Source organism: Pseudoalteromonas sp. S1608, assembly GCF_005887265.1.
Lineage (GTDB): Bacteria > Pseudomonadota > Gammaproteobacteria > Enterobacterales > Alteromonadaceae > Pseudoalteromonas > Pseudoalteromonas undina.
In genome coordinates this window covers 46,886-55,840 of the sequence record NZ_PNDK01000005.1, presented here as the reverse complement: position 1 = coordinate 55,840, position 8,955 = coordinate 46,886, and the positions used below count along the sequence as shown (strand labels likewise).

General features: G+C 38.1%; 7 protein-coding genes, 1 tRNA gene and 3 pseudogenes. 4 read left to right on the top strand and 7 right to left on the bottom strand.

The window, feature by feature from the left end; translation table 11 throughout:
- Positions 1-34 precede the first annotated feature (34 nt).
- Both CWB75_RS03805 and CWB75_RS03800 read left to right on the top strand, forming a co-directional pair.
- A tRNA-Glu gene (locus tag CWB75_RS03805) sits at positions 35-110 on the top strand.
- Positions 111-430: 320 nt separating this feature from the next.
- Positions 431-697, top strand: coding sequence for a DksA/TraR family C4-type zinc finger protein (locus tag CWB75_RS03800; RefSeq protein ID WP_075169014.1), 267 nt, complete (start codon positions 431-433; stop codon positions 695-697).
- Positions 698-786: 89 nt separating this feature from the next.
- On the opposite strand, the gene gloA is transcribed toward CWB75_RS03800, so the two are convergent.
- From gloA to CWB75_RS03775, 5 genes and pseudogenes are all read right to left on the bottom strand, one after another.
- Entirely contained in the window at positions 787-1,188 is a 402-nt protein-coding gene (gene gloA / locus CWB75_RS03795; RefSeq protein ID WP_010388396.1) for a lactoylglutathione lyase, read from the bottom strand.
- A gap of 54 nt (positions 1,189-1,242) precedes the next feature.
- Positions 1,243-2,274, bottom strand: a complete 1,032-nt coding sequence (locus CWB75_RS03790) for a serine hydrolase domain-containing protein (RefSeq protein ID WP_138569937.1) — start codon at positions 2,272-2,274, stop codon at positions 1,243-1,245.
- 120 nt (positions 2,275-2,394) lie between these two features.
- Positions 2,395-4,305, bottom strand: a complete 1,911-nt coding sequence (locus tag CWB75_RS03785) for an aminotransferase class V-fold PLP-dependent enzyme (RefSeq protein WP_055013363.1) — start codon at positions 4,303-4,305, stop codon at positions 2,395-2,397.
- Positions 4,306-4,617: 312 nt separating this feature from the next.
- Positions 4,618-4,701: pseudogene (locus CWB75_RS19200) on the bottom strand (endonuclease III); the annotation flags it as partial.
- A 172-nt stretch (positions 4,702-4,873) separates the two neighbouring features.
- Positions 4,874-5,947: a DUF418 domain-containing protein gene (locus CWB75_RS03775; RefSeq protein ID WP_138569936.1), complete on the bottom strand. Its 1,074-nt coding sequence runs from the start codon at positions 5,945-5,947 to the stop codon at positions 4,874-4,876.
- Positions 5,948-6,036: 89 nt separating this feature from the next.
- On the opposite strand from CWB75_RS03775, the gene CWB75_RS03770 reads away from it, so the two are divergent.
- On the top strand, positions 6,037-6,591 hold the full coding sequence (locus CWB75_RS03770; RefSeq protein ID WP_138569935.1) for a TetR/AcrR family transcriptional regulator: 555 nt from the start codon (positions 6,037-6,039) through the stop codon (positions 6,589-6,591).
- Between the two features lie 283 nt (positions 6,592-6,874).
- On the opposite strand, the pseudogene CWB75_RS19310 reads toward CWB75_RS03770, so the two are convergent.
- Positions 6,875-7,093 (bottom strand): annotated as a pseudogene (locus CWB75_RS19310) (iron-sulfur binding domain-containing protein); the annotation flags it as partial.
- 214 nt (positions 7,094-7,307) lie between these two features.
- On the opposite strand from CWB75_RS19310, the gene CWB75_RS03760 reads away from it, so the two are divergent.
- A complete protein-coding gene (locus CWB75_RS03760) occupies positions 7,308-8,477 on the top strand; it encodes a methyltransferase domain-containing protein (RefSeq protein ID WP_138569934.1) in 1,170 nt (389 codons plus the stop codon).
- Positions 8,478-8,625: 148 nt separating this feature from the next.
- Here the strand turns inward: CWB75_RS03760 and CWB75_RS03755 are convergent.
- Positions 8,626-8,874: pseudogene (locus tag CWB75_RS03755) on the bottom strand (iron-sulfur binding domain-containing protein); the annotation flags it as partial.
- Positions 8,875-8,955 lie beyond the last annotated feature (81 nt).

Below are 8,955 nucleotides of genomic sequence, written 5' to 3'. Positions count from 1 at the left end.
ATTCATGCCGTTTGCAGATTCTACCTGTTTTAGTGTCCCCATCGTCTAGAGGCCTAGGACACCGCCCTTTCACGGCGGTAACAGGGGTTCGAATCCCCTTGGGGACGCCACTTACTTATTTTAAGTAATCTACAAAGCAGTATGACTGCAGCACTCTCTATCCGCGAAATAATAAAGAGTGAAAAATCTCTTGGTATGCCACCTACTATTCATTAGTAATATAGCTTTTAATAAAAAGTATCTAAAATCAGTTTACCTGCATTTCCATCACTACTTCAAAACTATCCAGTGAAGTTAAAATCTCAAAATTAAATAATTTAATATAATAACTCCTATATATTATTAGTTTCTTTCCTTTCTTTATATTCAGCTTAAATATACTTCGCCTATGTTAGGGTACATATAAACGTCCAAATAAATAGGAGGTTATATGGCAAGTGGATGGGCACGCGATGGTGCAATTCAAGAACAAATTGACGCAAGCGTTAATGACGCTGTGCAGTATGCTAGAAGTAATTTAGTTTCTGGAGCCAGTGCCGAGCTATGTGAAGAATGTGATGAACCAATACCACAGGCACGAAGACTTGCGGTACCTGGGGTTAAGTATTGTGTAAGCTGCCAAGCTGACCTAGAAGGTAAAGGCGCTCTTTCAAAAGGGCTTAATCGGCGTGGCAGTAAAGACAGTCAGTTACGATAAAAAGGTGCATACAGCACCTTTTTTAATATCGTATCAGAGTTGAGCTTAGATAATTAAAAAGGGGTTAGTAAACCTATTAAATAAATTTACTAAAATTTATTCATGTTCTCTTTTTTCTGAATAAGTTCAATTGAGTAGCCATCTGGATCTTTTACAAACGCAATTTCTGTTGTACCACCCTTTACTGGTCCTGGTTCACGGCTAACGTTACCACCAGCGCCCTTAATATCTTCACAGGCTTTATAAATATCATCAAACTCAATGGCGATATGGCCATAGGCATTACCTAAATCGTAGCTGTCGGTATCCCAGTTATAGGTTAGTTCAAGTACTGTCGTGTCAGTTTCATCACCGTATCCTACAAAGGCGAGGGTGTAGCGGTACTCTTCGTTATCAGCACGGCGTAACTCTTTCATACCGAGCACTTGAGTATAAAACGCAATTGATTTATCTAGATCAGCAACCCGTAACATGGTGTGTAGTAAACGCATTTAAACCCTCTTAAAATTCACATAAATTTTGATAACGCAGCCATTTTATAACGACTACCGCTGCGCTGTTAAAATATCAATAATCCGATTATAAATTATTTCTGTGAGCATCACAGTATCATCGCCATTAGTATTTATAAATTGTACAACGACTGTATCGATATCTTTATAATAACGAGCAATGCTTGAATACCCTAATACCCAACCCGTGTGTTCATACTTATAAAGTGATGCATACAAAGCTTGCTCTTGTTCGTCGAAAAAAGCGCCTTTGTTTAAAGCAATAAGAAAGTCGCCTATATCTTGTGCGGTAGCCACATAGCCTTGATCGAGTGCTTTAAAATCATTCTCATAACCTACGTAGTAACCACTCATCAAATCTACTAAATTTATTTCATGCACTGATGAAAACGTGTTCGTTAGGCCCAGTGGCGTTAAAATTTCATCTTTAATATATTGGTTGTGATCATAACCCAGTACGTTAGACATAATTTTTCGCAGCAACAAATAATTGGTATTAGAATAGCCATAATCAGCATCAGGGCTAAAGTCAGCGGGTTTATCGAGCACTAATGCAAGTGGATCAGGGTAGGTGATTGACCAATCAAAATTATCGGTGTCTGTGTAATTGGGTATGCCACTTTTGTGTTTTACCATCATTCGTAATGTAATCTTATCTGCGTTTTCAATGCGTCCAATTAATGATGGAAGATAATCAGCCAGTGTTTTATCTATATTAATACGTCCAGCGGCTGAAAGTTTGGTTAAAGCTGCTGCATCATATAACTTTCGAATGCTGCCAATTTTAAAAAGTGCATTAGGGTATGCGGGGATTTTTTGCTCTCGATCATGCCAACCATTTGCAAAATATTCAGGTTGCTGTCCTTGTTTATGAATGTAAACAATAATGCCATCAATTCCTTGTTCAATAGCCTCTTGTGTTTGTGCTTGAACGTTAGCGGGCAGTGGGTGAAAGTAATATAAAGCAAACTGCCAAGGGGAAAAAATGTATATGCTAGTAAGAGTAACAATGAGAGCTGCAACGCGCAGAAGCGTGAGCGCCTTTTTGTTCTTCAATTGTATCATTGCATTCAGGCCTCATTTATTTTTGGAGTGTGAGGATCAGCTCTTTATTCTACTAAACAGCAATATCATGTGATATTGCTGTTTAGTTATAAGGAGTTCAACTCTATTAAAATATACTTTTTACTTATTAGCTTTGCCCTTAAGAACATAGATTTCGCCATCAAAACTGCCTTGAATTGTTAATCCTTGTCCTGCAAGCTCCTTAAGATAGTCTACATGCTCTTGTGTAATATGTTGCCCCGGAACCAAAAGCGGAATGCCTGGCGGGTAGGGCGTAACTAAACCGGCGCAAATGCGGTTGTTACTTTTGCTAATAGGTACCGATTCGCGCTCGCCATAAAAAGCTTCGCTTGGAATACAGGCTAAGTCTATAGCTGGTAGGTTTTCCGGTAAGCGAGAACGTCGCGTCGATGTGGCTAGTTTTACCTTGCCACTATCGAGTTTTTTCAACGCATTGTATAAACGAATGATCTTCGAACGCGTGCCGCCAAGAGTCAGTAACACCAAAATGGTACTGTGGGTGTATTTTTCTATTTCTAGGCCAATTTCATCGAGAAGATATTTATGAATATCTTTTAATGAATAGGGTAATTCGCTAATGTCGATGAGAATTTTTAGCGGATCGTGACCCATGTTATCACCACTAAAGTGTGGAAATATTTCCATAAAATCTTGTTTACCAAGCACTTTAATTTGTTTGAGTGAAGCCATCTGTTGTTTAAATTCTTCCACATGGTTCAACAAAGCATTGAGTAACTTATAGCCTTCCATCTCCAATTGCTTTTGGCACACATCAAGCGACGCGATAAGCTGATATTTCGGCGATGTACTGGCATAAATACTGTAAATCTCGCGAAAGAAGTCAGCATCAAAATCAGGATCGTTAACATGGATATAAGACGCCTGAGAAAATGCCGACACCACTTTATGCGCTGAATGAGTAACATAATCAGCGCCAGCATGAATGGCGGAATAGTAACGTAAGCTTGGATGAAACAGCGAGTAAGCAAACCACGCTTCGTCGATAAACACCTTAATACCATGCTGATGAGCAAATTCTACTACCTGTTTGAGGTCGCTTAGCAGACCATCGTAAGTACAACCGGTAAGAACCAGTAATTTTGCATCGGTATTTTGTTCTATTGCTTGTTTTATATCAGCCAATGACGGTGGCGCAAAAATCCCATATTTAGGATTTAAAATACTCGACAAATAAATGGGTAAACTGGCTGATTGCAAAATGCCGTAGTGCACAGATTTATGGCAATTACGGTCAATAATCACTTTATCGCCCTTGCGAAGCAGTGTCTGCAAGATGATTTTATTTGAGGTAGATGACCCGTTGGTAACAAAATAGGTATGTTTCACTTCAAACGTTGCCGCAGCTGACTCTTGGGCACGGCCAATGGTATTGGTGCTATCTGATAATGAGCCTAACGAATCGACTGACACCGACAAGTCACCCACGAAGACATTACGACCATAAAACTGATAAAAATCTTTAATATAAGGAGAATTTCTAAAGCTAGAACCGCCACTGTGACCTGGTGTATGCCATGAATCATTCGACTCGCCAACATACCGGCGATACGCCGTCCAAAATGGGGTTTCTGAGCGATCATCGAAATCGTTAATCATATAACCTAAAATTGCTTCAGGGTCTGAGATTACTTCATCTTTAAAGAAGAAAGACTCAATCTCCTCCGACTCATTAACGATTTCTAGCCCTTTTGTATCATCGCCAATAACATAAACGGGTAACTCAAGGCGGATCCTCTTTAGTTGCTCGATAAAGCGGCTATACATTTTCTCGCCTACTTTATTTTGCACATCCCAACTAAGTACAACAGCTTGAATATCGCCATCTTCTTCTACACACTCAAGCGCTTCTTTAAGTTCAAGACGTTCAATAATATCAATATGAATATCGCTTCGCTCAAAATTAGCAATTGTTTTTGACAAATTCGTTGAAAGCTCTTTTAAGATGCTGGGGTCTTGCTCAATTAACAATATACGAAGTAAGGGTAACATAGATGGTCCGCACTATAATTTCATTTATGCTCAGTAGCATAACTAAAGGAATGATACTTGTGAAATTAATACTTTGAAAATGTTCCAATAATTACGGCAAATCACGAATAAACAGATTTTATTTGAATTGATTTACAAGGTATGAAAAATGAAAGGTGCCAAAGTTAGACACCTACTTTGAATAAACAAAAAAGTAACACTGGAATACGAATTAATCATTGAGCTTATTCTTATAAGCCTGATAATTAAGGTTTATTATTAACAATCGTGCTAAATGAACGTTTTTTATTTACGGATCTATTCTACTTTATCTTTAAACTCTTTAGGCACTACTTTTTCGAGCTTCTTTTCTACTTCAACAAGGTTCTTCCCCATAGCAAACTTATCAAGGTTTGAGTCGGCCAGCCGAAAGATAATAAAAGTAGATGCAAAAGGTAATACCTATAGGATGCTTTTATTAACTTCCTGACTGTTACTATCGACATAGCATTATTTACCCTAATTAAACAGCTAACAGTCAGCTAACAGTCTCAATAGTTTTAGTTTTTTAAAACAATGTTTTGGCCTACTAAGTGCATTTTTTAAAAATCCATTCTAAAGGCCCGTGTTTAAAATACTTGAGCCAAAACACACTGAAAATTATGCTAATTATGCAAAAAACCAATGCGGAAAATATTGACAAGTCTATGGTTTGATTAACGAGTAAGCCAGTTGCCTTAAGAATTCCCATGCCAATAATGACATGTGCTACATACAGAGTTAACGTTAACTGCCCAGTTTTGCTTAGCCACTCAATTAACCGGTTGGTAGGAAATACACTTGCTAGTTTTAGAGAAACCAGCAAAACAAGAACGGCAGAGCTTGCAGCTGAAAACATATATTGTGGCAACGGCGGTATTATTGACGTGGTTAACAAAAACTCAATTTCATCTTTTGACATGCCAATAGACGGGTCATCTCCTGCCCACATTCTCAGCATATAGAAGCTTGCTTCTACAATAATTAAAATACTTAAAGACCATGTAAACAAAGACTTCCTTACATTAGTATTGGATAAATCTTGTTTACCCAACCATATGCCAAATAGCAAGAAACCACACCATGGTAAAACTGGGTGATAACCATTAAAGAAAAGATGTCTAATCACTCCTTCAGTTGTCCAAAAACCAGAATAACTAAGCTCAAGCCAATCCCATCCTTTTTCGTAATCAAAAAATAGCCACATTAATGGAAATGCAAAAACAAAACCGATAGATGCACTGAGTAGTTTCTTGCTGCTAAGAGTAAATAATAATGCAGCTATCAAAAAATAGAATGCATAGAATTTCAAGATGTCGGCTTCCCAAATAGGTGTAAAAGCCAAGCCAATCAAAAGTAGTAAAACAGACCTTTTTATCAAAGAGGTTCTTACTTGCTTGATGTGTTCAAGTGATCCACTGGTAACACATTTTTTAGTTAAAAACGCAATACCTATACCCGCTAATATAACAAACAAAGCCGAAGCCCGACCTTCGAATAGAGCCGCAAACTCTATTAATTGTGGTGTGCCAATATCGGCGTTCATGGCTAACTTAAAGTTGACAATAACCATACCAAAGAGCGCTAACGCTCTTGCAAAGTCAATACCGATTAGTCTATTCACTCTCTTGCTCCACAGAATTCATTTTTAACTTTTGAGACATTGCTGTATCATAATGGAGCTTAATAGATGATACAAGGCTGTCTCATAAAATGGATGCAAGAACAAATAATTCGAGAAAAAAAATTATTCAATCGGGGTTAAAACTGTTTATTCAAAATGAGGATTCAACGCTAGTTGACGTGGCTAAAAGGGCTGAAGTTGGTAGAGCAACGGTGTACCGCCAATTTAAGCATAAGGAAGCGCTTCAAGAAGAGATTGCGTTATATTGTTTAGACCGCTTTGACGAAGTAAATATGTCCGTTGAAAATAAAGCTAAAGACTCATTGGATGCTATTAGGCTTGTATTCGAAAATACTTTGCCGTTATACGAGGAATTCGCTTTTTTGCAAAAGTTCGAGAAGATGTTTCAGAAAAGTGAAAAGCTTCAAGTTCGTATGCAACAGCAAGATAACGAGATACGAGAATTGATAAAACTTGCGAAAGATGAGGGGTTATTAAGTAAGCACTTCTGTGTTGATTGGGTTTTTTATTTTTTTGAAGGTTTATTGTACGCAGGTTACAAGATGAGTCATCTAGATAATTACAGTTCAGGTAAGGCAGCACATTTAGCTTTTTTATCGTTCAAGAGTGGGGTTGCTTCATAACCCCCTGCAAGAATATAGATGTAACATTAATTTACTGAAGACAGTTACTACGCCAGCATAACCCCTGAGCCATTCAACGAGCACACTTAGCTGTTAAAAGAAGTGAGTGAATCGTTATAAGTTTACTAGGCACATCTTGTGGTTAATTTATTTAAAAGATCAGTTTGCTACCTATCAGTTCTTTTTTTGGGGGGAAATCGACACAACTTAAGCCAGCTATGTCGCAACTTGACACTGGGTAAGCCAAAGCTAACGTCCGCTTTCGTACCTTAACAGGTGGGAGCTATTCAGTCTTATCTTTAAACTCACATAAATCTTCAATAATACAGCTGCCACATTTGGGCTTTCGTGCAGTACACACGTAGCGGCCATGTAAAATGAGCCAGTGGTGTACATCGACTTTAAATTATTTGGGGATCACTTTTTCGAGTTTTTGCTCAACCGCAACCACGTCTTAACCTATGGCAAGTTTAGTAAGGTTAGATACACGGAATATATGCGTATATCAGCCAGCCAAAATATAAGAAAAGTAGATGTTAAAATGTTTTTATATCAAGCTGTTATGTGCCAATGTGGACATTAGTCGTAACTTGCTTCTGTTGTAACATCATTTAGTACTAGAAGCATTAAGCATTAGAAAGTCAACTTGGTACTTGACCTGTCTATCGCTTTATAGTTTACATTTATTATCGCATTTAAAATGTATGAGGTTATATGTGTATCTTATTTCTGAGTTAGCTTCGTTGGTTGGCTTATCTAGAACGACTTTACTTTATTACGAAAAGCTTAATTTGATTTCGGGTAAGAGGCTAGAAAACGGCTATCGGGCTTATAGTGAAAGAGATTTACAGCAAGTTCGTTTAGTTCAACAACTACAAAGTGGTGGATTAACCTTGGCGGAATGTAAATCTTGTCTTGAAAGTAAATTGGATAGGTCTGTTCTTAAATTTCGTTATGAAGAGTTAGAGCAAGACATTGAGCGAAAACAAAAGTCGTTGGCTTTGTTGTCTTCCCTGTTAGGAGAAAACAGTAGTAAGTCATGGCATCAAACACTCGCTGAAGTCGCGCCAGATGCACATATAGACTGGTTAAAAGTCCAAGGGTTTGACGAAAAGCAAGCCCTAAGAATCAAATGGTTATCAAAAGACATGAACGAACATGACAAATATATGCAAGATTTCATGAGCGTATTTGAGGCGCTGGAGTCTTGGGGACCAAATAGTGAAGCTGACACTTCAAGAGCGTATGAATTACTCAGCACCAACCCTGAAAAAATTTTGGAGGTTGGTTGCGGTAAGGGCAATTCAACCATGTTACTCGCTAAACTATCAAGCGCAGAAATAGTAGCGACTGACAATGAACAAAATGCTCTTGATAAAGTAGAAGAAAAAATAAAGCAAAATAACCTGAGTGAACGAGTATCAACTAAGTGCATTAGCATGACTGAATTAGATTTTGGTTTAGAGAAATTTGACGTTATTTGGGCAGAAGCTTCCGCTTATGTTATGGGCATCGAAAATGCACTTAAGAAATGGAAATCGTTACTCAAAGATGATGGAACGCTGGTTTTTAGCGATTTAGTCTGGTTAATAGACGATCCAAGTCAAGAAGCTATTGACCATTGGAAAAGCGACTACCCCGATTTACAAAGCGTTGATACCCGCAGATCACAAATAGAAAAGGCTGGCTACGAACTTCAACACACATTCACGGTATCCGAGCAGGCTTGGAAGAGCTACTACGAGCCATTGGAACAACGTCTGAAAGAGGTCGCTTCAAAAATGGTAGGATCACAAGCTGTGATGGATATCCAAAAGGAAGTTGATTTGTATAAATCAAGCCTCGGTGAGTTTGGTTACCAATTTTTTATTGCAAAAAAACTTTGACAGATCAACAGAAGTGGACTGATTTAAAATAACAGACAATCTTAACTCTAACACCACTCAAATGAAGGTTTTTGAATGGTGTTATATAAACTCTTTATGCTTAATAAAGCTAGAGCTATAGTTTGTTTTTACTCTTTGAAGACTTTAGCTATTCCGTTTTATCTTTAAACTCACACAAGTCTTCAATAATACAACTGCCGCACTTAGGCTTACGCGCCACACAGGTATAGCGACCGTGTAGTATTAGCCAATGGTGAACGTCTACTTTAAATTCTTTTGGTACAACCTTTTCAAGCTTTTGCTCAACCGCTACCACGTCTTTACCCATAGCAAGCTTGGTACGGTTTGATACACGGAATATGTGCGTATCTACAGCGATTGTCGGCCAGCCGAGAGATAAGTAAGGTAGCTGTATGGTTGAAAGTATAATAGCACTTGAATTGCTCTGCTTTTCAGTGGCATAGTGCCTAACGTGATA